This window comes from Flavobacterium macrobrachii, from assembly GCF_014486675.1.
GTDB lineage: Bacteria > Bacteroidota > Bacteroidia > Flavobacteriales > Flavobacteriaceae > Flavobacterium > Flavobacterium macrobrachii.
In genome coordinates this window covers 1-24,051 of record NZ_JACTAC010000031.1, presented here as the reverse complement: position 1 = coordinate 24,051, position 24,051 = coordinate 1, and the positions used below count along the sequence as shown (strand labels likewise).

At 33.0% G+C, this 24,051-nt stretch carries 20 protein-coding genes; 15 read left to right on the top strand and 5 right to left on the bottom strand.

The window, feature by feature from the left end:
- Positions 1-573 precede the first annotated feature (573 nt).
- The 10 genes from IAI56_RS08505 to IAI56_RS08460 all read left to right on the top strand — a co-directional run bounded on the left by IAI56_RS08505 (position 574) and on the right by IAI56_RS08460 (position 13,160).
- The gene (locus IAI56_RS08505) at positions 574-918 is read left to right on the top strand and encodes a hypothetical protein (RefSeq protein WP_187657467.1); all 345 of its coding nucleotides are present in this window, start codon (positions 574-576) and stop codon (positions 916-918) included.
- A gap of 330 nt (positions 919-1,248) precedes the next feature.
- Positions 1,249-1,632, top strand: coding sequence for an HU family DNA-binding protein (locus IAI56_RS08500; protein WP_187657466.1), 384 nt, complete (start codon positions 1,249-1,251; stop codon positions 1,630-1,632).
- Positions 1,633-2,411: 779 nt separating this feature from the next.
- Entirely contained in the window at positions 2,412-5,195 is a 2,784-nt protein-coding gene (locus tag IAI56_RS08495; protein ID WP_187657465.1) for a type I restriction endonuclease subunit R, read from the top strand.
- A 111-nt stretch (positions 5,196-5,306) separates the two neighbouring features.
- Positions 5,307-5,615: a type II toxin-antitoxin system RelE/ParE family toxin gene (locus tag IAI56_RS08490; protein WP_187657464.1), complete on the top strand. Its 309-nt coding sequence runs from the start codon at positions 5,307-5,309 to the stop codon at positions 5,613-5,615.
- Positions 5,616-5,632: 17 nt separating this feature from the next.
- Entirely contained in the window at positions 5,633-6,748 is a 1,116-nt protein-coding gene (locus tag IAI56_RS08485) for a HigA family addiction module antitoxin (protein ID WP_187657463.1), read from the top strand.
- The gene (locus IAI56_RS08480) at positions 6,748-7,938 is read left to right on the top strand and encodes a restriction endonuclease subunit S (RefSeq protein WP_187657462.1); all 1,191 of its coding nucleotides are present in this window, start codon (positions 6,748-6,750) and stop codon (positions 7,936-7,938) included. The genes IAI56_RS08485 and IAI56_RS08480 overlap by 1 nt, the downstream gene beginning before the upstream one ends.
- A gap of 13 nt (positions 7,939-7,951) precedes the next feature.
- The gene (locus IAI56_RS08475; protein WP_187657461.1) at positions 7,952-9,076 is read left to right on the top strand and encodes a hypothetical protein; all 1,125 of its coding nucleotides are present in this window, start codon (positions 7,952-7,954) and stop codon (positions 9,074-9,076) included.
- A complete protein-coding gene (locus tag IAI56_RS08470) occupies positions 9,073-11,040 on the top strand; it encodes a hypothetical protein (RefSeq protein WP_187657460.1) in 1,968 nt (655 codons plus the stop codon). The genes IAI56_RS08475 and IAI56_RS08470 overlap by 4 nt, the downstream gene beginning before the upstream one ends.
- A 2-nt stretch (positions 11,041-11,042) precedes the next feature.
- Entirely contained in the window at positions 11,043-12,542 is a 1,500-nt protein-coding gene (locus IAI56_RS08465) for a class I SAM-dependent DNA methyltransferase (RefSeq protein WP_187657459.1), read from the top strand.
- A 45-nt stretch (positions 12,543-12,587) separates the two neighbouring features.
- On the top strand, positions 12,588-13,160 hold the full coding sequence (locus IAI56_RS08460) for a pentapeptide repeat-containing protein (RefSeq protein WP_187657458.1): 573 nt from the start codon (positions 12,588-12,590) through the stop codon (positions 13,158-13,160).
- Between the two features lie 39 nt (positions 13,161-13,199).
- Here the strand turns inward: IAI56_RS08460 and IAI56_RS08455 are convergent, their stop codons facing one another.
- The 4 genes from IAI56_RS08455 to glyA all read right to left on the bottom strand — a co-directional run bounded on the left by IAI56_RS08455 (position 13,200) and on the right by glyA (position 17,645).
- The gene (locus IAI56_RS08455; RefSeq protein WP_187657457.1) at positions 13,200-13,874 is read right to left on the bottom strand and encodes an ABC transporter ATP-binding protein; all 675 of its coding nucleotides are present in this window, start codon (positions 13,872-13,874) and stop codon (positions 13,200-13,202) included.
- A 28-nt stretch (positions 13,875-13,902) separates the two neighbouring features.
- Positions 13,903-15,159, bottom strand: coding sequence for an ABC transporter permease (locus IAI56_RS08450; RefSeq protein WP_187657456.1), 1,257 nt, complete (start codon positions 15,157-15,159; stop codon positions 13,903-13,905).
- A complete protein-coding gene (locus IAI56_RS08445) occupies positions 15,159-16,250 on the bottom strand; it encodes an efflux RND transporter periplasmic adaptor subunit (protein ID WP_187657455.1) in 1,092 nt (363 codons plus the stop codon). Before IAI56_RS08445 ends, IAI56_RS08450 begins: the two co-directional genes overlap by 1 nt.
- Before the next feature lie 120 nt (positions 16,251-16,370).
- Positions 16,371-17,645 (bottom strand): serine hydroxymethyltransferase, encoded by a 1,275-nt coding sequence (gene glyA / locus IAI56_RS08440; RefSeq protein WP_187657454.1) that lies wholly within the window; start codon positions 17,643-17,645, stop codon positions 16,371-16,373.
- 110 nt (positions 17,646-17,755) lie between these two features.
- On the opposite strand from glyA, the gene fahA reads away from it, so the two are divergent.
- Entirely contained in the window at positions 17,756-19,039 is a 1,284-nt protein-coding gene (gene fahA, locus IAI56_RS08435; RefSeq protein WP_187657479.1) for a fumarylacetoacetase, read from the top strand.
- 88 nt (positions 19,040-19,127) lie between these two features.
- On the top strand, positions 19,128-20,210 hold the full coding sequence (gene gcvT, locus IAI56_RS08430) for a glycine cleavage system aminomethyltransferase GcvT (protein WP_187657453.1): 1,083 nt from the start codon (positions 19,128-19,130) through the stop codon (positions 20,208-20,210).
- 138 nt (positions 20,211-20,348) lie between these two features.
- Here gcvT and IAI56_RS08425 read toward each other — a convergent pair whose 3' ends face one another.
- Entirely contained in the window at positions 20,349-20,948 is a 600-nt protein-coding gene (locus tag IAI56_RS08425; protein WP_187657452.1) for an outer membrane beta-barrel protein, read from the bottom strand.
- Between the two features lie 143 nt (positions 20,949-21,091).
- Here IAI56_RS08425 and IAI56_RS08420 point away from each other — a divergent pair, with 143 nt between their 5' ends.
- The 3 genes from IAI56_RS08420 to IAI56_RS08410 all read left to right on the top strand — a co-directional run bounded on the left by IAI56_RS08420 (position 21,092) and on the right by IAI56_RS08410 (position 24,036).
- Positions 21,092-22,291, top strand: a complete 1,200-nt coding sequence (locus IAI56_RS08420) for a PDZ domain-containing protein (RefSeq protein WP_317192433.1) — start codon at positions 21,092-21,094, stop codon at positions 22,289-22,291.
- The gene (locus tag IAI56_RS08415; protein WP_187657450.1) at positions 22,275-23,159 is read left to right on the top strand and encodes a carboxy terminal-processing peptidase; all 885 of its coding nucleotides are present in this window, start codon (positions 22,275-22,277) and stop codon (positions 23,157-23,159) included. Before IAI56_RS08420 ends, IAI56_RS08415 begins: the two co-directional genes overlap by 17 nt.
- Positions 23,160-23,325: 166 nt before the next feature.
- The gene (locus IAI56_RS08410) at positions 23,326-24,036 is read left to right on the top strand and encodes a YebC/PmpR family DNA-binding transcriptional regulator (RefSeq protein WP_187657449.1); all 711 of its coding nucleotides are present in this window, start codon (positions 23,326-23,328) and stop codon (positions 24,034-24,036) included.
- The last annotated feature ends 15 nt before the right edge of the window (positions 24,037-24,051 follow it).

The window sequence follows — 24,051 nt, the reverse complement described above, 5'->3', positions numbered from 1 at the left end:
GAGTAAAATTGTATCGAGAAGCTGTTATAAAAACGAATTTCCTTCTAAAGGTTCTCGATTAGCTATGCTCCGTTCGGCTTTGCCTCGGGTCTATTTTCTATTCCAAAAACTGGCGTTTTTAAAATAAAAAATCACTCGAACTGACGATGGTAGTAAAAGGGAAATCAGCCTCAATACGTCACTTCGAGTGGTTTTACGCAATGCAATGGAGTAAAATTGTATCGAGAAGCTTTTATAGAACGAATATCCTTCGAAAGGTTCTCGATTAGCTACGCTCCGTTCGGCTTTGCCTCGGGTCTATTTTCTATTTCAAAAACTGGCGTTTTTAAAATAGAAAATCACTCGAACTGATGATGGTAGTAAAAGGGAAATCGTCCTCAGTACGTCACTTCGAGTGGTTTTACGTAATGCAATGGAGTAAAATTGTATCAAGAAGCATTGTTATTAAAAAATCGCTATATTTATAATCGACTAAACCTCAACCCTATGGCTAGTTACATTACACCGCTTAATCTTACTTATGACCAACCCATGCCTGCCTTTTTCATGTTCCGGAAGATTATTTATACCGTTGTGCGACTAAAGACCTATAAACGACTAACTGCTCCAACACTGTTTGAATTTTTGGTGAAGGATGTAAACGGAAATGTATTGTCTAAAGAGTATATCACGATGGTCTTAAACGAAACTACTCATGAGTATGAAGACCACTACTTTGGTTTTCAGTATGATGGCAGTAAAGAATTCCTGATTATTACCCCTATTAATACTGGTAGTGCAACCGATGTTTGTATTGGCTTTGCACTGGAGTATGTTAAAATTGCAGATGTAAATGATCCCGATGGAGACGGAGGCTGGCACTCGCCTACTACCCAAAAACCTTTAACCCCAAAAGTACCTCAGCTGGAGTTGTACTAATAGACTATATTTTTAACTATTTTTTATTTAATAGATGCTTTTCCTGACGTTTTAAAAATGTTAAAATTTCATTGAATGAAATTTCCTATATTCCTTTGTTTTAAGGGCATTCAAACTTACATAAATATTTAATTATTTGAATATCAACACTTTACATTTTTACCCAAAATACCGATAAACGGTCACGTTTGTTAAAAAGAACAGTGTTTTGTGGATAAGTTTGACTTTCTTTTTCCGTTTCATTTGCTAATCTTTGTAAAGCAGTAAGGCACTCACTAGCAGTGTACTTAGCAAAAGTCTTTATTTTTTTAATTTAATACCTCAAAAAATATGAGCATTAAATTTAAAACATTAGCTAGAAAAAATCCTCAGGACATTTTGGCTCCTGAGAAGTACTACGCATCTGCTGTTGGCGATGGCGAAGTAGATTTAGACGCATTGGCGGAAATGATTTCCTACCAATGTACGGTTACCGAATCCGATTGTTATGCGGTGTTAATCTCGTTAGAGAGAAACATCATTAATGAATTGGGACAAGGTAGAATTGTTAAAATGGGTCGTTTGGGTAATTTCCAAGTGGGCATTAGTTCTCAAGGCAAAGAAACGCCAGAAGAAGTAACCGCTTCCGACATTACCAAAGCGCGTATTCTTTTCCGTCCCGGAAAAAGATTGCGAAGATTACTGAACGATTTATCGTTTAGAAAAGCAGGCTAGATCCCGTAATTTCTGTCATTTTTTGACAGTTGGAAAGTCTCGAGTGTTACCGCACTCGGGGCTTTTTTTTTGGTTTATTTTACGAAAATTTTCGTTGATTCGTCCATACGAAACTTTTGTTTCGTCCGCATCTTTCATTTGATTCATCAGGACGAACCGATTCGTTGATGCGGATGAATAAAAAAAACAGCTTTTATACCCTTGAAAAAGCCAAAAATGGAGAGTATAAATCACTTTTGGGCACAAAAAAAGCCCAAAAATTGTGGCTAGATCCCGCATTTCTGAGCATTTTTGATAGTTCGAAAGTCTCGAGTAGTTACCGCTACTCTATCGAATGATGTAAATATATAACATATCTGAAGATATGCACCATTTGTGCACAAATTTCTATAAATACTTGATTATCAAAAACTAACAGCTTTGTATAATGTTGATAAGTTTTTTTTTATTCCAACTATTCTGATGATTATACTAGGTATTCTTTCCAAAAGCAACTCCATTTCACCACTTTTTATCTAAAAAACGAAAAGTATAAAAAAAATACTAAACAGTTAAAATTGTGAAAATGGAGTACTATTCTAAGTTTGATAGAGTCATAAAATACTTTACTTTTTACTGGTAAATTGATTTTCGTATCAAGAAATTGTTTAACACCATTACGGAAAGCCGTAAAGTAAATTAAAACTTTTGTTTTAGGTTTGTGAAAAATCAGTATTTCTACGTAGTGATAGATTGTGAAAATGATTTATTTTTACTACGTTTGAAACATCAATAATAAAATGACTAACCAAAACCCAGAACAAATAGCTCGTGATACCATCGACAAGCAACTGATTGCTAGTGGGTGGATTATACAGGATAAAAAGAAATTCAACCTTGCCGCAGGTTTGGGCATAGCTATTAAAGAATATGTTACTGATGTTGGTCCTGCGGATTATGTTTTGTTTGTTGATAAAACTCCTGTTGGAATTATAGAAGCCAAGCGTGCTGAAATTGGAACGTTGACTGTTGCCGAAGACCAAGCGGAAGGTTACGCTAAAGCCAAACTCCGATTATTAAACAACGACCCGTTGCCTTTTGTTTATTTGAGTAATGGCGAAATTATAAAGTTTACCGATTTTAGAGACCCAAAACCTCGTGCTCGAAATGTGTTTACGTTTCACAGACCTGAAACGCTATTGAATTGGTTTAAAGAACCTAAATCCTTGCGTGGTCGTTTGCATGATTTGCCTTTATTACCAGAAGATGGTTTGCGCGATTGTCAAATTACTGCCATCAACAACTTAGAAAAATCGTTTCAAGACCAACGACCTAAAGCCTTAATCCAAATGGCGACTGGTTCTGGGAAAACGTTTACAGCTATTACGTTTGTTTATCGCTTGCTAAAATATGCTAAAGCCAAACGCATTTTGTTTTTGGTAGATACAAAAAACTTAGGAGAGCAAGCCGAAGGTGAATTTAGAGCTTATACCGCACAAGAAGATAACCGCTTATTTACCGAATTGTATGGCGTTACTCGATTAAGCAGTTCTTTTATTCCTAACGATTCGCAAGTGTACATTAGTACTATTCAACGTATGTATTCGATTTTGAAAGAAACCGAATTGGATGAAAGTGCCGAAGCAGAAAACCCAAATGAAACGCGTTTTGAACAAAAGGAACCAATTCCTGTTGGCTATAACGAAAAAGTGCCGATTGAGTTTTTCGATTTTGTGGTGATTGACGAATGCCATAGAAGTATTTACAATCTTTGGAAACAAGTATTGGATTATTTTGATGTGTTTCAAATTGGATTAACGGCTACTCCTGATAATCGAACTTTTGGTTATTTCAATCAAAACTTGGTTTCTGATTATGGGTATGAAAAAGCGGTTATTGATGGTGTTTTAGTGCCTTATAATGTGTTTACCATTGAAACTGAGATTACTAAAAACGGTAACATCATCAAAATGGGTGAACAAGTTGACAAACGTGAACGCCTTACTCGTAAGAAGTTTTGGGAAGCTCTAGATGAAGATGAAATATACAGCGGTAAACAATTAGACAAAGACATTGTAAACCCTAGTACCATAAGAACAATTATTAGAGCTACTAAAGAGAATTTGCCTATGATGTTTCCCAACCGTGTGGACAGTAACGGCAACTTTGAAGTACCAAAACTCTTGATTTTTGCCAAAACCGATAGCCACGCTGAGGATATTATTGAAATTGTACGAGAAGAATTTGGCGAAGAAAATAAGTTTTGCAAAAAGATAACCTACCGCTCTGATGAAGACCCAAAAAGTGTCTTGCAACAATTCAGAAATGATTATTATCCACGTATAGCTGTTACGGTAGATATGATTGCCACCGGAACCGACATCCGACCTTTGGAAGTATTGTTGTTTATGCGTGATGTAAAAAGCCGTTCGTATTACGAACAAATGAAAGGACGCGGTACACGCACCTGCTCTATAGAAGAATTGAAAGCCAAAGGCACGCCTACCGCCAAATTCAGCAAAGACCATTTTGTGATTATTGATGCTATTGGTGTGGAGCAATCCCAAAAAACGGATAGCCGACCATTGGAAAAAGTGCCAGGCATTTCGTTGAAAGATATTTTGACTAGTGTTGCTATGGGCAATACTAGCGAAGAGATGCTTACTTCTTTAGCCAACCGATTGATACGGTTAGATAAACAACTCTCAGAAAAAGACAAAGCTGCATTTACCGAAAATGCTAACGGACAAACCATTAACCAAGTAGTAAAGCAGTTGTTGCAAGCGCATGATCCTGATACACTACAAAATTTAGAAATTAGAATTCAGAATGAATTAAGAGGCTTTGCTCCTATTGAGATTGAAAAAGCGATTGATGCTGAAAAGAAAAAACTCATTGACGAAACTGTTGCCGTATTTCATAACCCAGATTTAAGAGATTTTATTGTGGACATACGTAAAAAGTTAGACCAAATTATTGATATGGTCAATATTGATACGGTTACCAATATTGGTTGGGTAAAAGACAACGTGGAAGCTGCAAATACAACAGTAACAGAATTTAAAGTTTGGATAGAAAGCCACAAAGACGAGATTACCGCTTTGCAAATTTTTTATGCACAAGACTATAGACACCGCACGTTTACTTACAAAATGATAAAAGGCTTGTGTGAAAAACTAAAAACCGAAAAACCACTATTAGCACCTTTGACCGTTTGGCGAGCCTATGAGCAACTAGAAAAAACCAATGGTTCTGCTAAAAACGAATTAATTGCATTAGTTTCTTTAATACGACGTGTTGTGGGTATTGATACCCACTTAACCGCTTATGACAAAACGGTAGATGCGAACTTTAAAAAATGGATTTTTGAGAAAAACGCAGGACAACACAACGCCTTTACCGAAGCCCAAATGCAATGGTTGCGCATGATGAAAGATTATGTAGCCAACAGCTTTAGCATAGACAAAGACGACTTTGACCTAAGCCCATTTAATGCCGAAGGCGGTTTGAGTAAAATGTGGCAGCTGTTTGGGGAAGAAACAGATAAGATTATTAATGAATTAAATGAGGTTTTAGCGGCTTAACTACAATTGATAATTATACCTATAGGTTAAATCAATAGTTAATTTTAACCTAATAATACATTTTGTTGTTGTTGTTTTAAAAAATAATTATACTTTTGCAAAAGAATTGAGATGGATTTTACATTTAGAAATAAAGAATTAGAAAAATTATATACTACTGGAAAATCAAAAAAATTGAAACTTCCAAGTGATATTATTGAAAAATTCTTTGCTAGATTACAACAAATCGAAGCCGCTAACGATATTTATGATTTATGGAATGATAAAGGTTTGAATTTTGAAAAATTGACAAACACTGAAAATTCTTATTCCATGCGATTAAAAATAAAATACCGTCTTGAAATGGATATTGATTGGAAAAATAATGAACTAACTATTGGTGATTTCATTATAACTGACATTTCTAATCACTATTCTTAAAAAAACAAACTTTCATTATGGCAACTACCCAAAAATTAAGACCCGCAATTAAATTTGGACCAGGTTATTTCATTAAAGAACAAATGGAATATAGAAGCTGGACACAAGAGGAATTAGCTGAAGTTATGGGAATGACAATCAAACACATTAACGCAATTCTAAAAGACAAACAAACCATTACATTGGATACAGCAAAAGTATTAGCTGAAGTTTTTGACACTTCGCCTCAATATTGGTTAAATTTAGATGCTAATTACAGACTTTGGTTAGATTCTGTTCCTTCGGAAAAAGAAAAACAAGCTGAACTAAAAGCCAATCTTTATGAGCGAATGCCCATTAGAGACATGATTGCTAAAAATTGGATCCCAGCTTTCGCAAATGTTTATGAACTTTACGATAGCCTTTTGGATTTTTGGAATACTAAAAAATTAGACTTTGATGAATGGGACAAACAAATCACGCCACTTCTAGCAAGAAAATCAGAAAGTTTTAATCAATACAAGGCTTCTTATACCTATACCTGGTATCATAAAGCAATGATAGTGGCTAGTGGATATACTGTTCCAAAGTTTGATAAAAAAGGATTGGAAGAACTCTATAATGATTTACATAATTATACCGTGAAAGAAAACGGTATTAACCAATTTTTAGAAAAGCTAAACCAATTAGGAGTTATCTTTTTTGTGTTGCCTCATTTGCAAAAAACCTATTTAGATGGCGCGGCTTTTTATTACCAAAACAACCCAGTAATTGTATATACAGCTAGATACAAACGCATTGACAATTTTTGGTTTACCATTGCACACGAAATAGCGCATATTTTAAAACATCTTGACGAAAAGAATACTTTTTTTCTTGATAATTTTAGAGAAGAAGAAGTTAATGATTTAGAAACCGAAGCGAACCAACTAGCGGCTGAAAAACTAAAACACCAAGAAATTATAACATATTTAAAAACAAAAATAAATTATCTTTCTACAACAGATATAGAAAACTGCGCTAAACATTTAGCCATACATCCAGCTTTGATTATTGGAAAATTAATGTTTGATAAAACTTTATCTTATGCAAATCAACGATTGTACAATGAAGAAGTCTTGGATTTAATTGATACTAAATATTTGGTAAAATAATGGAAAATAAATTACCAAAGGACTGGCAAATAAAAAAACTTAATGAAGTTAGTAAAATCATTATGGGGCAATCACCACCAAGTGATACTTATAATGAAAATGCTAAAGGAATGCCTTTTTTTCAAGGTAAAGCCGAATTCACAGATTTATATCCTGTAGTAAAAAAATATTGTTCAAAACCAACAAAAATTGCTGAGCCACTTGATATTTTGTTATCTGTAAGAGCTCCTGTTGGCACAACAAATATTGCTAATCAACAATGCTGCATCGGAAGAGGACTAGCAGCAATAAGATTTGAAAATTATAAATATGGCTTTTATTTTTTAAGAAGCATTCAGCATGAACTTGACAGTAAGGGAACAGGTACAACTTTTAGAGCTATTTCAGGAGAGACAATAAGAGAAACTCTTATTCCATTCCCTAATCCAAAAACCCAACAAGCCATAGTTTCCAAAATAGAAGAACTCTTTAGCGAGTTAGACAAAGGCATAGAAGATTTAAAAAGCGCACAACAGCAACTCAAAACCTACCGCCAAAGTGTATTGAAATGGGCTTTTGAAGGGAAGTTGACTAATGAAAATGTAAAAGAGGGTGAGTTACCAAAGGGTTGGGAAATAAAGACATTGGGTGAGGTTTGTTTTACTACAAGTGGAGGAACTCCAAGTAGAAGAAATCTAAATTATTATAACGGAGTAATTCCATGGGTAAAATCAGGTGAATTAAATAAAGGAATCATTTATAATACAGAAGAAAAAATTACGGAGGAGGCCATAAAAAATTCAAGCGCAAAAAAATTTCCAAAAGGAACTTTACTAATTGCATTATATGGAGCCACTATAGGAAAGCTAGCTTTTTTAGGTGTTGATGCGGCAACCAATCAAGCAATTTGTGGAATATATGAGAATAAAAATATAAGTTCGTACTACTTATATTATTTTTTAGCATTTAATAAATCAAAATTAGTTGAACAAGGAATTGGAGGTGCTCAACCAAATATTAGTCAAACAATTTTAAAAAATTTATTAATTCCAATAGCTCAACTCGAAGAACAACACCGCATAGTTCAAGAAATCGAAAGCCGTTTGAGTGTGGCAGATAAAATGGAGGAAAGTATTGCCCAAAGCTTGCAACAAGCCGAAGCATTGAGACAGAGTATATTGAAAAAGGCTTTTAGTGGGGAGTTGGTTTAAAAAGAAAGTAATTATGCTAAGAAGTAATAATATTTGGTTAAGACACAGGGCGAAAAAAGAAATTAAAAGGTTCAACAAAAGTTTATATAATCCTATACATATTGATTTAATCAATAATTGCCATGATTTTATTTCAAACAGGAATAATTGGGCATGGGTTTTTATGTTTGTTATATTTTGTTTCTGGCTTCCTACATATATTAATTTTGAGACATTAAATGTTCTTAAAATTGACATATCAACTGTTAAAACTATTGTTGACCAAAGAACAACTAACCTAGCAACCATAATAAGCATTTCATTAGTAGTTGTTGGTTTTTTAATAAACAATTTAGCAGTTAAATCCCCAATCACTTATAAATTATTGTTTAAAAAATCGTTGTTATATTTAACTATTTACCTTACCCTATCTACAATTTTCGTATTTATCATAGCATCTACACTAAGGGATTCCATTCCTGAATTTGAATACACAAGATTAGTTTTAGGGGGTACATATTTATGCCTATTAATCCTTTTTATTATAGGCTATTTATTTAGGAAAATAATTCATTTCACTAGTGAAAAAGAAATTTCAAAAATGTTATCAAAAGAACTTTTAAACGAAGGAAAAAAAATCTTAAGACAATCCTTAATTAAAAAATATAGCAATGATGTTTATAAAAAGTTCATAGAAAGGTATGGTACTGAAGAATACAATTTTATTTTCACTATAGATGATTTATTGGGAAAAAAAATGAAAGCCAGAATAGTTGATGTAGATGAGGAAGAACTTAAATACAAAACTTTAACAGATGTCAACTTATTATTTCTTAGAATATTCATTTGGTATAAAAAAAGGAAAAGAGATAATAGAATTTATTATAAAAATCTTAGGCTTGATGAGCAAATAAACTACATTGATAATGATATTTTATGGATGGAATCAATTGACAATTCAAAATTCGAAAAATTTATTTTAAGGAAATGTTTGAGGTTAAAAAAAATTGAAAAAAGCCAAACCATTGAAAATATTTACAGAAATGAGTTTGACCAAAAAATCATTCAATTAGCTGAAGAAAATAAGTATAGAAATTTAGAAGAACCATTAGATGCGTATATTGAATTATATAAACTGCAAATGATTAATCAAAGATGAATTTATTTAATCACTCAAACGATGACATCACTAAAGGCATCGAATCAACAATATGGAAATCAATTGAAAAATCAATTGAAAATGATAACATTGAAACCTTCAATGTGTTAAATAAATTTGTAGTTAATGTACTTTATTTGAGTATTAATAATAATTCGATTGAACACTTCAAAAAGTACATAATTTTTCCTGCATCATATTATTTTATAACATTTCAAAAGATCAAAGAGAATTTCAAATTTCAAAAGTTACATAAACATGCAACTGAATATGCTGCCCTAGAGCTAAAAGAAATAATTACTTTTTCTCTTAGATATAATGAAAATGATATTGCAGAAAAAAAATATGAAAGTTTGAAAATTAATAATCTATTCCTGTATAATGCTTTTAATGGTTTTAATAGATTACTTTATTTAATAATCAGTAATGGTGATACATTGAGATTTGATTATGCAATTAATGAATTCTTCTTAATTGACCAATTACGATATAATAATTTTAACGATTTAAAGAATGAGATTAGATACAACTTTAGAAATGAATCACCAGAAGAACTAGAATTAAAAAAGGAACTCTATAATGAAGTCAAATATTTTGATGAATACAAAAGACATGTTATTATTGGATTGAGGTATTGGTCATTATATCTTTATGCCGTAAAAAAAAATGATTTAGATACTACAATTAAATATTTAGAAGGGTTAAGAATTCATTCTGACTTTCAAGAGATGTTGAAAGATATAATTTATTTACGCAATCATCCAAAGTATGATTATTTTGAATGGGGTTCGTGGGATTATAAAGAAAGACCTAATGGTAGAGTTTATAGTCCCCCAAATCCAAGATATTGGTTAACATTTGGTTTTCTAATTGATCTACTCAAATCTGAAAATCCATATTTGAATAGCCAATTTTTGAGCTTAAAGGAAATGTCTGAAATCAATTTCTTTTATGATACAATTAAAGAAGATGCTCAATCAATAATAAAACACTATGATTTTTGGAAACCAATTTTAAAGGTCAATGAAATAGAACATTTGGAGAGAAAAATTGATAATATTTTAAACTCATTAAAAAATTTAAAACGTGAAAGTATTAATGCTAAAGATATTTCAATTGCAAATGAAGAATTGAGTGCCCAAAAAATTGAAGAATTCAAAAACTTAATTTGGGAATCCTGGAATAATTTCTCAACTATTAGAAAATTATTTTTAAAGGAAAAAAATATAGAATTAATTGATTCTGACGTTAAATTTATTGGACAAAAAACATTCTTCCATAAAGCAAAGAAAATGTTCATTGATGGGGAAAATTTTCAACAAATATATAATGTTGGCGAAATAGGAGGGCAAACTTCAAGATGGATAGACGATGAATTTTTAGATGAAGTAATTACAAATAAAAAAGACTACATAGAAAATGTTAATCTTATAGACTCAATTAATAATTGCTTACAATATTTAGAAGAAAAAGAAATTAATGCAACAACAATACTAGTTTCACCTGAATATAGCTACAGAAATGATGGTTTTTTATATAACAAAGATTTTATAAGTAAACATGATATCAAAGAAAGAAATGAAGATGAATTGACAAAATACTTTATAGGAAATTATAAAAACTTAAATGTTTACATTGTACATAGTGACTATATTTTAAATAAAGTAATTGTTTCAGATTTTGATAATGCATTTAAAATGAAATATAAAACAAATCCTGACTGGTATAATAGTGAGCTGAAAATTAATGTGAATCCTATTACTGATGAAGAAGCTGAAAAGAGATATAATTCCAATCCTAAACAATGGATAACTAGAGATGATGGTATTGATTTAACAAAAGAAGAAGCATTAGTATTAATTAAGAATGGAATTCATTTAGAAATTGGTTCTTATAATGAATTTGAAATTATTAATCCTGAAGCATATGCAGTCGGGTTAATACAAAACAAAATACAAGAGTAAAGATGAGCAAAGAAAATACAAACGCATCGAGTATAGTCAGTAAAGTATGGGCGTTTTGCCAAACGTTGCGAGACGATGGTGTTGGTTATGGCGACTACTTGGAGCAACTAACGTATTTGTTGTTCCTTAAAATGGCAGACGAATACACCAAACCGCCACATAACAGAACAATACCTATTCCTAGCGAGTTTGCTTGGGAAACGTTAACGAGTAAAAGTGGTAGTGAGTTGGAAACCCATTACAACACCATGTTGCGTGAGTTAGCCAAAGAAAAAGGTATCTTGGGTCAAATATTTGTAAAAAGTCAAAACAAAATACAAGACCCAGCCAAGTTGTATAAACTGATTGCACTCATCAATGCCGAAAACTGGATATTGATGGGGGTAAAAGACAAAGGCGACATCTATGAAGGAATTTTAGAGAAAAACGCCGAAGATACTAAAAGTGGTGCCGGGCAGTACTTCACTCCTCGCCCATTAATCAAAGCGATGGTAGAATGTTTGCGCCCTGAACCCATGAAAACCATTGCTGATCCAGCTTGTGGAACAGGTGGCTTCTTTTTGGCAGCATACGATTGGATAGTTGAACATAGAGAAAAAGAGCTAGACAAAGAAGCCAGACATTTTTTAAAGTACAATACCTTTTTTGGAAATGAAATTGTAGCTAGTACAAGGCGTTTAGCATTGATGAATTTGTTCCTGCACAACATTGGTGATATTGATTCTGATAATTTTATTTCGCCTAATGATTCGTTGATTACTGACTCGGGTACACGTTATGATTATATACTAGCGAATCCACCGTTTGGTAAAAAAAGTAGCATGACGTTTACCAATGAAGCAGGCGAACAAGAAAAAGAAGATTTGACCTATAACCGTCAAGACTTTTGGGTAACGACTAGCAATAAGCAGCTGAACTTTGTGCAGCATATTCGCACCATGCTAAAAACCACAGGACAAGCTGCTGTAGTATTGCCTGATAATGTTTTGTTTGAAGGTGGCGTTGGGGAAACCGTTCGTAAAAAGTTATTAGAAACTACTGATTTGCATACTATTTTGCGTTTACCCACAGGTATTTTCTATGCTAATGGTGTAAAAGCCAATGTGTTGTTCTTTGACGGTAAACCTGCAAGTAAAGAACCATGGACAAAAGAAGTTTGGGTATATGACTACAGAACCAACATTCATCATACGTTGAAAAAAAATCCATTAAAGCTGGAAGACTTGCGTGATTTTATCAACTTATATAATTCGGAAAACAGACATAAAAGAAAAGAAACTTATAACGCTGAAAGCAATCCTGAAGGTCGATGGAGAAAGTTTACTTATGATGAAATCATAGCAAGAGATAAAACCAGTTTGGACATCACTTGGCTAAAAGATAAATCATTAGCGGATTTAGACAACCTACCCGATCCTGATGAATTGGCTTTGGATATTGTTGAAAATATTGAAGCTGGACTAGAAAGTTTTAGAGCTATAATTAGTAGTTTAAAAGGTTGATGGAAGTGCTATTTTATTCTTAGTTTTACCAACAAATTGATACCTATGTCTTCAGATTATATAATTGACCGCGAGTATAAAGATGAGTTTTTTCTGGATGCGGATTTAAAATACAAAGAGTTTGAAAACTGTACTTTTCATTATTGTGATTTTACCGATTGTACGTTTCAAACCGTAACTTTTGTGGATTGTAATTTCTTTGATTGTAATTTTAAAGCCACCAAAATTAATTATGTTTCCCTACGTGGCGTTTGGTTCAATCGATGTGATTTTACTAGTGTGAACTTTGCCATGACCGATCAAGTGATTTTTGAATTTCACTTTAAAGACTGTTTGCTAGATTACGCTCAGTTTTATGCCTTGAAATTAAAGAAAATGCAGTTCATCAATTGCAGTATGATAGCCGTTGACTTTATGGGAAGTGATTTAACCGAAGTATTGTTTGACAATTGCAACCTTAGAAGAACGGTTTTTATCGATACTATTCTCAACAAAGCCGATTTCTACACGAGTTATGACTATACGCTAGATTTGGAGAAAAACAAAGCCAAAAAAGCGATATTTTCTACCGATGGATTGAAAGGTTTGTTGGAGAAATATGATATTGTGGTGAAGTGAAAGAAGTTGGGAGTTGGAAGTTGGGAGTATATTGCACAATTAAATAATTTTGCCATCTTCCATCGTGATGGTTCGTTGGGTTCGTTGGGCAAAATCAGTATCGTGGGTAACAATTAGAAGTGTTTGTTTGTTTTCTTCGGTTAATTTATTGAAGATGTCAAAAACCAAATCGCTGTTTTTCTTATCTAAATTTCCTGTTGGCTCATCACCCATGATGATTAAAGGATTGTTGATTAACGCTCTGGCAATGGCTACACGTTGCTTTTGTCCACCACTTAGTTGATTGGGCATTTTCAAAGCTTGGTCTTCCATATCTAACGTTCGTAGATGTTCCATAGCGTTATGCTCGATTTCTTTTTCCGATAGTTTTCCGAGTTTCATTCCGGGTAACATGACGTTTTTCAAGACACTATATTCCGCTAACAAGTAATGAAACTGAAATACAAACCCTATTTTTTCATTCCTAATTTGCGCCAATTCTTTGTCGGGTTTTCCAGTTATCAATTCGTCGTGGATATACAATTGCCCTTCATAATCGGTATCCATCGTAGAGAGTAAATACAGCAACGTTGATTTCCCACAACCCGATTTTCCAACTATAGAAACAAATTCGCCATGATTGATACTCATATCGATTGCCTTCAATACTTGAAATTGTATTGGGTCGTAAAAGTATTTGGTTAACTTTTTGGTTTCTAAAACGATGTTGCTCATGTTTGCTTTTATAAAATTTGGCTAGTTTTCATTTTCCTCTAATGATTTCAACCGGATCAATTTTGCTGGCTTTCATAGCTGGAAAAAATCCGGCAATACCTGTTGTAATGATGGCAAAAGAAATTCCGATTATATAAAACAAGGGATCATAATTGATGGGATAAGTAGAAATTGTGGGCAAGGATGCGGTATTAAAAGGAATGTTATCAATAATTACAGTAAAAGCAAATCCGAATAGCAACCCAAAAACACCACCAGTCAAACCAATTATCATAGAAAGTGATATGAAAATCCACTTGACATCGCTACCCGAAAATCCAGTTGCCTTTAGAATGGCAATGCTATCCATTTTTTCAAAAATCATCATATTTAAGATGTTGTAAATTCCAAAACCAGCTACAATCAACAATACAATTCCAACGGCATAAGAAATTATACTTCTTACAGAACTTCCAGTTTCAAATTGGGAATTGGCCGTTTGGTAATCGATTGCATCCAAATCAAATTTTTCTTGAAACTCTTTTGCAACCGATGGTGAAGTGGATATATCGAATAGTTTTATTTGAATATCTGTAATGTAATTAGTGGCTTCGCCTAATAATTTTTGCGCAGTTTCTAACGAGGTATAACTACTAGTATCGTCAATTTCAGAAATACCAATTTGAGAAATACCCACAATTTTTAGTGATGCTAAGTTTCCTTTGGCTGTAGTAATCTTAATGATGTCGCCTTTAACCAAGAGCATTTTATCGGCTAAACCTTTTCCGATGATGATACTGTTGTTTTGCTCTAAATCAATAACATTGCCTTCGATAACATAATCGCTTATTTTGAATAGCTTCTCTTCGGCAGTAACATCAATACCACTAATAACTCCTGAAATTTCGATGGTTCCCGAATTAAAAAAAACAGGTGTTGTTATTTTAGAGGCTACATCAATAATGCGTTGATCTTGTTTTAAAAAATGGACAATGGCTTTGCTGTTATAGATGGCTTTACCTCTATCTTTTGGTTTCACTGAGGAAATAAAATGAATATCATTTTTATACTTTTCTGATAGTGAAATAGGCTGATTTTCAGACGGTTTAATCTCGTTATATAAACGAACATGTGGCGTTCGATTGAGCATTAATCCGTCGAGCAAATCGTTTAATCCATTCATAAAACTGACCAAAGCTATAAACATAGCAATTCCAAAAGTTACGCCTACAGCAGCTACAATAGATTGTTTTAAACGAGCTCGAAGCAAGTGGATGGCAATATTTAGAATGAGTTTGAAATTCATTATTTTGGTTTGTAAATGGTTTCGCCAGCGGTTAACCCTTCTAGAATTTCAACGTTTTGATAATCGTTTAATCCAATCTTTACTTGACGCTTTTCGTTTTCATTTACTAACACGAATTTATCGTCAATCAAATAGCTTTTCGGAATGGTCAATGCGTTTTTTTTGGTTTGAATAATGATGTTGGCTTCGGCAGTCAGATTGGGATATAATTTTGCTGGAGGATTATCGAAATGTGCTTCTATTTTAAAGGTTCGTGAGCGTTCGTCCATGATAGGGTAAATTTTATCTACTTTCGCTTCAAATACTTTGCCTTTGTAACTATCTAGCGTAACTACTATTTTTTGTCCTAAAATCACTTTGACCATATCGTTTTCATCTACATCGAGTTCGAGCAGGTATTTATTTTTTTCTCCAATAACTGCCAACGGCATTTGAGAGGTAATAAGCGTTCCTTCTTTAACAAGAACATCGAATAGTTCTCCGGAAAAAGCGCTTTTCACTTCAAAATCACTCTGGGATTTTTCACTTATCTTAAGGTTATTGCTGTTTCTACTTTGGTCGTTTTTTAATTGTAGTTTCAATTGTGACAATTGTTTTACAGCAGTCTCGTAATTGGATTTTGAGTTTTTATAGGTTAGTTCTACCCTTTCGTATTCTACTTCAGAGATTACTTTGTATTGTTTTATGTTTTTATTGCGATTATAAACGGATTGGTCCACTACTAATTTATCTTTTGCCATTTGTACTTTGGTTTCCATTTCAGCAATTTTATCTTGAATGTACCGACTGTTTTCGTTACTTAGTTGATAAGCCAAACGGGCATTTTCAGTAGTGAGTGATGCTTTATCGCATTCGATTTGAAATAATGTTTGTCCTTTGGCTATAGTTTGTCCAGGAGTAACCTTTATTTTTTGCAACACACCACTAACTGTAGCATATACGGTATATTGATTTTCGGATTTTATGATACCCGAAGCATAAACACTTTCGGTAATAGAACCCACTGTAGGTTGCATTTCCTCAGTGTCATTTTTAGAACAGGAAACAATAAAAATGGTAATGGAGAAACAAAAGACTTTCGCTAATTTCATTAGAAATACATTGAGTTGTGTTAGTCAAATTTACGACATAAACAGGTAAATTAAATAGCTTTTGGAATAAAAAAAACCTCCAGATAATTGAAGGTTTTTTAGTTTGGATTTTAAAATTAATTAATAAACGAAAATAGCTCTTTCGCTCATCATTTCGTTTACTTCATCTGCAATTTCTTCTAACAATTCATCATTAGTAGCATTCATCAAAACCCTGTCGATTAAATCAACAATGGTTTCCATATCAGCTTCTACCAATCCACGAGTTGTGATTGCTGGAGTTCCAACACGAATACCTGAAGTTACAAATGGTGATTTATCATCAAATGGCACCATATTTTTATTTACGGTGATTTCAGCTTTACCTAAAGCATTTTCTGCTTCTTTACCCGAAATGTTTTTGTTACGTAAATCAATCAACATCATGTGATTGTCCGTTCCGCCAGAGATAATATCATAACCTCTTTTTACAAAAGCTGCTGCCATGGCTTTGGCATTTTTTTGTACTTGCATTTGATACGTAAAAAACTCATCCGACAAAGCTTCGCCAAACGCTACTGCTTTAGCCGCAATGATATGTTCTAATGGTCCGCCTTGATTTCCTGGGAAAACCGACATATCCAAAACGTGAGACATCATTCTGATTTCTCCTTTTGGCGTAGTTAAACCCCAAGGATTTGGAAAATCTTTACCCATCATTATGATTCCGCCTCTTGGTCCACGCAGTGTTTTGTGAGTTGTAGTAGTTACAATATGACAATGTGGAATTGGATCGTTCATTAATCCTTTAGCAATTAATCCAGCAGGATGCGAAATATCAGCTAAAAGTAATGCTCCAACGCTATCGGCAATTTCACGGAAACGTTTAAAATCCATATCACGTGAATAAGCAGATGCTCCGGCAATAATCATTTTTGGTTGTTCCTTAGTGGCTATTTCTTGAATTTTATCATAGTTCAAAACACCTGTTTCTTTTTCAACACCATAGAAAACTGGAGAATATAATTTTCCTGAAAAATTTACTGGCGAACCGTGTGTCAAATGTCCACCGTGCGATAAATCAAATCCTAAGATTTTGTCACCTGGTTTTAAACAAGCTGCAAAAACAGCGGTATTGGCTTGTGAACCTGAATGTGGTTGTACGTTTACATATTCGGCACCAAATAAAGCTTTTGCTCTATCAATAGCGATTTGTTCAATTACATCTACTACTTCACAGCCACCATAATAGCGTTTACCTGGATAACCTTCGGCATATTTATTTGTTAAAACAGAACCTGCTGCTTCCATCACTTGATCACTCACAAAGTTTTCAGAGGCGATAAGTTCAATTCCGTGAATTTGTCTGTCTTGTTCTTCTAGAATAAGGTCAAAAATTTGTTCGTCGCGTTGCATTTCAATATATTTCGTTAAATTAAGGCCAAATTTACAAAAATCGTTTGTTAAATTAATAGTAAATGATATATTTGGTTGCGAATTTTTCAACAAATAAATCAACACGAGATATGCCTTCAAGAACAAACGATCCTAATAGAAAATCATGGTTAGATGTAGCCGAAAACAGTGATTTTCCTATGCAAAATATTCCTTTTGGTGTTTTCTTAACCAAAGAAGATGTAATTACTATTGGCACACGAATTGGCGATTATGCCATCGACTTGGGTGCTTTACAACAATTAAACTATTTTGAAGGTATCGAATTAACCGATGATATGTTTATGCAAGATACGCTGAACGACTTTATTTCTGACGGAAAAAAGACATGGCGATTGGTTCGAAATCGTATCAGCGATATTTTTGAAATCAACAATCCAAAACTTCGAGATAATGCTGAACATAGAGAAATTGTTATTTTTAAAATGGAAGATGTAGAAATGCAGCTGCCCGTTTTAATTGGCGATTACACTGATTTTTATTCGAGTAAAGAACATGCCACCAATGTTGGAAAAATGTTCCGCGATCCCGAAAATGCTTTGTTGCCTAACTGGCTTCACATTCCAGTAGGTTATCATGGAAGAAGTTCTACCATTATTCCGTCGGGAATTCCAGTTCATCGACCAATGGGACAAACGTTGCCAAACGGTGAAACTTCTCCTGTTTTTGGTCCGTCACGATTGGTGGATTTTGAATTAGAAACCGCTTTCATCACAACTGATGCTAATATTATGGGAGAAAATATTCCTGTAACAGAAGCTGAAGATTACATCTTCGGAATGGTTTTATTGAACGATTGGAGTGCGCGAGATATGCAAAAATGGGAATATGTTCCGCTTGGACCGTTTTTGGCTAAAAACTTTGCGTCTTCTATTTCGCCTTGGATTGTAACGATGGATGCTTTGGAACCTTTCCGTTGCAAAGGACCAATTCAAGAACCAATGCCGCTTCCCTATTTACAACAAAAAGGAAAACATGCCTTTGACATTAACTTAGAAGTTTATATCGAGCCAGAAAATGTTGAACCAACTTTAGTTTCGAAATCGAATTTCAAATATATGTATTGGTCGATGTCGCAACAATTAGCGCATCATACTTCTAATGGTTGTCGCGTAAATTCTGGTGATATGATGGGTTCAGGAACGATTTCTGGTCCAACACCAGACAGTTTTGGCTCGATGCTGGAACTAACTTGGGGTGGAAAAAATCCAATAAAAATGGCGGACGGAACAGAACGTAAATTCATCAACGACAATGATACAGTAACGATGAAAGGTTTTTGTCAAAACAGTATGGTTCGTATTGGTTTTGGAGAAGTTTCTTCTAAATTATTACCGCCGTTTGTTAGGAAGTAATATTAGATTTTAAATATTTAATATTAGATATCTAAAATCTAATATTAACATAAAACAACACAAACAAATTAAATTACAATAAAACAAAATGAAAAATACAGCTTTAACTCATGTTCACGAAAGTCTTGGCGCAAAAATGGTTCCGTTTGCGGGATACAATATGCCAGTTCAATATGAAGGTGTAAATGCCGAGCACGAAACGGTTAGAAATGGCGTTGGTGTTTTTGACGTTTCACACATGGGTGAATTTTTACTTACTGGAGAAAATGCTTTGGCTTTAATCCAAAAAGTGACTTCTAATGATGCATCGGTTCTTGAAATTGGTAAAGCGCAATATTCTTGCTTACCTAATAATGATGGCGGAATTGTGGACGATTTGATTATTTATAAGATGAAAGAAAACCAATATTTATTGGTTGTAAACGCTTCTAATATTGAAAAAGATTGGAATTGGATTTCATCTCATAATGACTTAGGCGTAGAAATGCGTGATTTATCAGAAGAGTATTCATTGCTTGCTATTCAAGGTCCAAAAGCTGTTGAAGCGATGCAATCATTGACTTCGGTTAATTTATCTGAAATAAAATATTACCATTTTGAAGTTGGAACATTTGCCGGAATTGAAAATGTAATCATTTCAGCTACTGGTTATACTGGTTCGGGCGGATTTGAAATTTATTGCAAAAATGAAGAAGTAGAACACGTTTGGAACCAAGTCTTTGAAGCAGGAAAATCATTCGGGATTAAACCAGTTGGATTAGCTGCTCGCGATACGTTACGTCTTGAAATGGGTTTTTGTTTGTATGGAAACGACATCAACGATATGACTTCGCCACTTGAAGCTGGTTTGGGTTGGATTACTAAATTCACGAAAGAATTTACGAATTCTGAAAATCTGAAAAAACAAAAAGAAGCTGGAGTTTCAAGAAAACTAGTTGGTTTTGAAATGGTTGAAAGAGGAATTCCTCGCCACGATTATGAAATTGTAGATGCTGATGGAAACAATATTGGGATTGTAACTTCGGGAACGCAAGCGCCAAGTTTAGGCAAAGCCATTGGAATGGGTTATGTAAAAACCGAATTTTCAACTGCCGATAGCGAAATATTCATTCTAATTAGAGATAAAAAAATTGCTGCCAAAGTGGTAAAAATGCCATTCTATAAAAAATAACAATATCAAATTCAATGGCAATGGCAAATTCAATGGCAATGTCAAATTCAATGGCAATGGATTTGTATAATTAAAAAATACAGAAACCGTTTATCGTTTTCTGTATTTTTTATTTTAAATCTTTTTTAATAAAACGCATTATAATTTAAAAACGCCACCAAAATTAAAACTTGTGTAGAAATTTTTTCTTGACTTTTCCTTATTCGTATCAGTAAATCCCATGAATTGAGATACATCAAATACAAGTCCTATATTTTCGGTAAGAACTAATTTGTAGCCAATTCCAGCATTGATTCCAAACTGAAATGAATTTGAAACATCTTTAGTATCAATAGTAATTCCATCACCAGATTTGGCTTTTGCATCTAAAAGAAAACCTCCACCTACTCCGTAATTTAAATTCCAATTTTTATTACTCCCAAAATGCCAATTAATGACTAACGGAACAGAAAGATATTTAAGTTTTTCTGAATATTTATCTGAAAAAATCAAAAAATTAACCTCATTTGAACCCATTGTTTGATAAAACAAACCAGAGCGCAAACTCCAATTTTCATTAAAATAATAATCAACATTGGAACCTATGTTTATTCCACCAACAGGTTCTGATGTAAAAATAAAAATCATAGATTGACTGTAACCAATAACTGGTGATAATTCAATAGTTCCTTTATCTCTGGATTGTGAGAAACATAGAAAAGAAGTAACTGATAGAAAGATGGAGAAGATTTTTTTCATAATTTTTTTTCATAGCAATCAAATATATGTTTTTTCCAGTTATTTAAAAAAAGTAAAATGTTACAAAACTGTTATACTTATTATTTCTATGTCAAAAAAAAATAAAAAAATATTTTCTTATAAATGAAAAGATTATATTTGAAATGTACTTAACCCAAAATAATTTGAACACCAAGCCATTAAAATCCTCGTTGAAAACAATTCGTCATCTTTTTCTCTTTTTTCCGGTTTTACTTATTGCACAAAGTGAACAAAATCCTTGCTTGACCTTAACAAGGATTAATGATATGCTTCAAAAAATGCATTACAAACCGAAACCGATGGACGATAGTTTGTCGGTTTTTGTATATAACAATTTCTTGACGAAGCTAGACGAAAACAATCGATTGTTTACCGAAGCCGATTTGGAAAAATTCAAAGACTTTAAATATAATATCGATGATTTTATTGCAAACAAAGATTGCAGTTTTATGGATGTAATGCATCAAAGTTACACCCAAGTAGTCAATCGATATGTTCAAGCGATTACCAATTTAAACACCGAAAATTTTCCGTCAAGTAGTTCAGAAAATATCGTTTTATCGCGAAAAAGTTTTCCTTATTTAAAAAATGAATCCGAACTGCAAACGTTGTATCGAAAGCGAATTCTGTTTACCATTTTAAGAGAAATTAGCGAAAGTAGTAACAATAAAGACTCGCTTGCGGCCAATTTCAAATCAATTTATGCCGAAAGAAGAGCGAAAGTTTTTGAAAAATTTCTTTGCAAGGCTAACAATCTTCATTTGACCAAAGAAGAATTTACCGAGCAATTTTATTCGGTATTCTGCTCCTATTTTGATCCGCATTCGGATTATTTTTCCCAAAAAAGTAAATCTAGTTTTTTCTCTTTCATCAGTTCGGACAATTTAAGCTTTGGTTTTTATATTTCTCAAAATAATAATGATGAAATTTTTGTTGCTGAAATTTTACCAGGAAGTTCAGCATATTCCTCAGAAAAAATAGAAAAAAATGATATTCTGCTGAAAATAAATCATAATCAAACGGAATATATAGTGGATTGTATTTCGGTTGAGAAATTATTTGAAATACTAAATTCTGATGCTTATAAAACAGCTGATTTTACTTTTAAAAAAGTAAATGGTACGGTTTACAACGTTACTTTGGAGAAAAAAATTCTAAAAGATGTACAAAATAATGTCTTTAGCTTTATTGTAAAAAATAAGGATAAGAAATTTGGTTACATCAAAATTCCATCCTTTTACACCACTTTTAACAACGGAAAATCTAGCGTTAGTCAAGATGTTGCCAAAGAAGTTTTCAAACTAAATGAAGAAAAAAATTAATGGTTTAATTATTGATTTACAATACAATGGCGGCGGTTCTTTGGAAGAAGCCATTCGACTGAGCGGTTTATTCATAAATACTGGACCAATTGCGGTAATGAACGATAAAAAGAACAAACAAAACGCTTTAAAAGATTATAATCGAAGTACCATTTACTCAGGAAATATGGTGGTTTTGGTTAATGGTTTGTCTGCTTCGGCTAGCGAATTGTTTGCCAATGCCATGCAAGATTATCAACGCGCTATCGTTATTGGAAACACCACTTTGGGCAAAGCATCGATGCAACAAGTTTTTCCTTTAGAAAACTCCGACAATGAATTTATTAAAATTACTTTAGAGAAATTTTATAGAATTACTGGAAAAAGCAATCAGTATGTAGGTTTAGTTCCCGATGTTGAGATTCCTACGCTCCTTGACGAGCAAATGCCTAGAGAAAAAACCAATCCTTCGGCATTAAAAAATGATGAAATTGATGTAAAACTTAAATACCAACTATTTAAGAATAAGAACTATTCAAATGCTATTCAAAAAAGCAAAGAACGACTGCAAAACTCCGTTGAGAGCAAGGAAATTGAAACCTTAAACACTCAAATTAATCCTTATTTTGAAACCAGTTTTCCGCCAATAACCTTGCAATTTGAAAGTGTTTTTGACGATGTTTCAAAAATTAATTTGATTTGGAACGAAGTAAAAAAATACTCCGAAAAAGAATATCCAATTCAAGTTGAACAAAATAAAGTTGACTTAGAGTATCAAAAATTTGACGAATTTCTAAAAACTATTTCTGCTACAAGAAGTAAAGCTTTGAAACAAAATTTTGCCCTAGTTGAAGCCATAAATATTTTAACCGATTTAATTGCACCTTAAATTTTTTAAAATTCTATTAGAATTGAAATTTTTAATTTATGCCACAATGAAAAATATTTATAACTATTGACTAAACAATAATATTACCTTATTTTTGCACACTGAAAAATTAAAAAAAACGGTTTAAATAGTATGTAAAATTACTATTTAAAATAATAAATAAGAAATGGGAAGAGCATTTGAATTTAGAAAAGCACGTAAAATGAAACGTTGGTCAGCAATGGCAAAAACGTTTACACGTATTGGAAAAGACATTGTAATGGCGGTGAAAGAAGGTGGACCAAATCCAGAAACCAACTCACGTCTTAGAGCAGTTATCCAAAATGCTAAAGCGGCAAACATGCCTAAAGACAACGTAGAACGTGCCATTAAAAAAGCATCTGATAAAGATACCGCTAACTTTAAAGAAGTACTTTTTGAAGGTTATGCACCACACGGAATTGCGATTTTAATTGAAACGGCTACCGATAATAACAATAGGACTGTTGCCAACATTAGAAGTTATTTCAATAAATGCAACGGAACAATGGGAACACAAGGTTCTGTTGAATTTATGTTTGATCATACTTGTAATTTCCGCATTCCAGCCGAAGGTCAAGATGTTGAAGAACTTGAACTGGAAATGATTGATTTTGGTGTAGAAGAAATTTTTGCCGATGAGGATGGAATTGTAATGTATGCACCGTTTGAAAGTTTTGGTTCTATTCAAAAAGAATTAGAAAACAGAAACATTGAGATTTTATCTTCAGGTTTTGAACGTATTCCTCAAATTACTAAAGAATTAACTCCAGATCAAATTGCAGATGTGGAAAAACTTTTAGAAAAAATTGAAGAAGATGACGATGTGATGAACGTGTATCACACGATGCAGGAATAAATATTCAATATTAAC

What these genes read in the sequence shown, in the direction of transcription:
- IAI56_RS08500 (WP_187657466.1), top strand. Translation starts at nt 1,249, where the DNA reads ATGAGCATTAAATTTAAAACATTAGCTAGAAAAAATCCTCAGGACATT.
- IAI56_RS08495 (WP_187657465.1), top strand. Translation starts at nt 2,412, where the DNA reads ATGACTAACCAAAACCCAGAACAAATAGCTCGTGATACCATCGACAAG.
- IAI56_RS08490 (WP_187657464.1), top strand. Translation starts at nt 5,307, where the DNA reads ATGGATTTTACATTTAGAAATAAAGAATTAGAAAAATTATATACTACT.
- IAI56_RS08485 (WP_187657463.1), top strand. Translation starts at nt 5,633, where the DNA reads ATGGCAACTACCCAAAAATTAAGACCCGCAATTAAATTTGGACCAGGT.
- IAI56_RS08480 (WP_187657462.1), top strand. Translation starts at nt 6,748, where the DNA reads ATGGAAAATAAATTACCAAAGGACTGGCAAATAAAAAAACTTAATGAA.
- IAI56_RS08475 (WP_187657461.1), top strand. Translation starts at nt 7,952, where the DNA reads ATGCTAAGAAGTAATAATATTTGGTTAAGACACAGGGCGAAAAAAGAA.
- IAI56_RS08470 (WP_187657460.1), top strand. Translation starts at nt 9,073, where the DNA reads ATGAATTTATTTAATCACTCAAACGATGACATCACTAAAGGCATCGAA.
- IAI56_RS08465 (WP_187657459.1), top strand. Translation starts at nt 11,043, where the DNA reads ATGAGCAAAGAAAATACAAACGCATCGAGTATAGTCAGTAAAGTATGG.
- IAI56_RS08460 (WP_187657458.1), top strand. Translation starts at nt 12,588, where the DNA reads ATGTCTTCAGATTATATAATTGACCGCGAGTATAAAGATGAGTTTTTT.
- IAI56_RS08455 (WP_187657457.1), bottom strand. Translation starts at nt 13,874, where the DNA reads ATGAGCAACATCGTTTTAGAAACCAAAAAGTTAACCAAATACTTTTAC.
- IAI56_RS08450 (WP_187657456.1), bottom strand. Translation starts at nt 15,159, where the DNA reads ATGAATTTCAAACTCATTCTAAATATTGCCATCCACTTGCTTCGAGCT.
- IAI56_RS08445 (WP_187657455.1), bottom strand. Translation starts at nt 16,250, where the DNA reads ATGAAATTAGCGAAAGTCTTTTGTTTCTCCATTACCATTTTTATTGTT.
- glyA (WP_187657454.1), bottom strand. Translation starts at nt 17,645, where the DNA reads ATGCAACGCGACGAACAAATTTTTGACCTTATTCTAGAAGAACAAGAC.
- fahA (WP_187657479.1), top strand. Translation starts at nt 17,756, where the DNA reads ATGCCTTCAAGAACAAACGATCCTAATAGAAAATCATGGTTAGATGTA.
- gcvT (WP_187657453.1), top strand. Translation starts at nt 19,128, where the DNA reads ATGAAAAATACAGCTTTAACTCATGTTCACGAAAGTCTTGGCGCAAAA.
- IAI56_RS08425 (WP_187657452.1), bottom strand. Translation starts at nt 20,948, where the DNA reads ATGAAAAAAATCTTCTCCATCTTTCTATCAGTTACTTCTTTTCTATGT.
- IAI56_RS08420 (WP_317192433.1), top strand. Translation starts at nt 21,092, where the DNA reads ATGTACTTAACCCAAAATAATTTGAACACCAAGCCATTAAAATCCTCG.
- IAI56_RS08415 (WP_187657450.1), top strand. Translation starts at nt 22,275, where the DNA reads ATGAAGAAAAAAATTAATGGTTTAATTATTGATTTACAATACAATGGC.
- IAI56_RS08410 (WP_187657449.1), top strand. Translation starts at nt 23,326, where the DNA reads ATGGGAAGAGCATTTGAATTTAGAAAAGCACGTAAAATGAAACGTTGG.